The 1451-nt window shown below is 34.9% G+C and carries 2 protein-coding genes; both read right to left on the bottom strand.

Going from position 1 to position 1451, the window contains the following annotated elements; all coding sequences use genetic code 11:
• A partial coding sequence (locus AC1DRF_RS27550; protein WP_477742252.1) for a thioredoxin family protein occupies positions 1-286 on the bottom strand: 286 nt, incomplete at its 3' end.
• A 188-nt stretch (positions 287-474) separates the two neighbouring features.
• Positions 475-1077: a YpjP family protein gene (locus AC1DRF_RS27545; RefSeq protein ID WP_427076264.1), complete on the bottom strand. Its 603-nt coding sequence runs from the start codon at positions 1075-1077 to the stop codon at positions 475-477.
• Positions 1078-1451 lie beyond the last annotated feature (374 nt).

Genomic DNA, 1451 nt, shown 5'->3' with positions numbered 1-1451 from the left:
CTTCAGGCGTTTTAGCATTTGCACTGTGCAAGTGTGCAATTTTTTCACCGTTTTTATATACAAGAAGAGAAGGAATACCCATTACATTGTTTTCAGCAGAAAGTTCTTCAAACTCATCCTTGTCAATTTTAAACCATGCTTTATCTGTGTTTTCATCAACGATTTCATCAATGAACATATCCAAACGTTTGCAATCAGGACACCACGTTGTCGTAAAAATCCCAACGCTTAGTGTTTCGTTCTTAATTTGTTCGCGAAATTGTTTTTCTTCCGTAAATTGTTTCATTGTGTTACCTCCAGCATCTATTCGTTCCTTCTCACTATTCTATGGTAAGAAGTCTGACTTCATTATAAACGATTTTTTTATCGTTGTGCTAATGTTTCAGCTTATTTAGACTCTAACGGTTTTAGACGTAAAAAAATGCTAGCTTAAAAAAGCTAACATTTCGAAATCGCAGAATGTTGTGTCTATTATCAGCTAAACCATTTAGGCGGCATGTTTCGGTTCCAATAAATTTTCCCTAAATCATAATGCTTCTGAAAATTATCTGCAGCCGCATGATAGTGAAAATTAAACCAGTATCCATCTTTTGGAGGATTTTCACGCCGTACATGAAATCGTATTAAGTCCTGACCGGTTTCCCGGTCATATACATGGAAAATCTTTTCACCGTAGCCAGCAGCAGGATGCTCGCTTATCTCGAGATTCTGAATTGACTGTTCACGTTCAGTGCCAATGTCGGTCAGCACTTCTTCAATTTTAGGTAACACTGATTGACGAAATTCATCTTCAATGACAGGTCCAATTTTTGTTCCGAATTTTTCCACTGACTGTTTTTCAGCTGATTCCATTGCATACGTAACAAATGATGAAACGTCTTCATATTTTGGTTCTTCATATGGCAAATGAATATCTTCTATAACAGCTGTGACAGGAGTTGTTTCTCTTACATACCCTGCTTTATGTTGCTTGTCCGCTTTTGCATCATCAACGTATAAATATTCTGGTGGAGTGACAAGCCCAAATGTAAATACTGTAATAAATACAACTAGCATTCTTTTTATCCATCTAGGCATTCGTATCTTTCCTTTCTCATCTTTTCCCATATGGTCTTTTCATATCGTAAAATTCATTGTTATAACTCACTAGGTATTGTAACATACTTATTAATTTTTTACCTATATTTGCTTATTCATTTATGCTGCCTACGGGCATTCGAAGACTTTTTAGTTAGCACCTTCCTTCTTCTGTTTGAGGTTGTCACACCCGAGCGGAAACCTATACAAGATATTCCTTTTTTGCTGGATGCTTAAACACAAAAGTATTTTTATGTTCAAAAATATATCATACTTTTATGAACTTTAGATGAAATTCATAAAAAAAACTTCCAAAACTTTTTAATTCCTAAAAGGTTTTGGAAGTCTTTTCAATGATCAGGATTCTTTTTACT

It is taken from the genome of Priestia sp. P5_B4, assembly GCF_056400385.1.
Note: the sequence above shows the minus strand (reverse complement) of the source record. Positions and strands in the feature narration are given on the sequence as shown.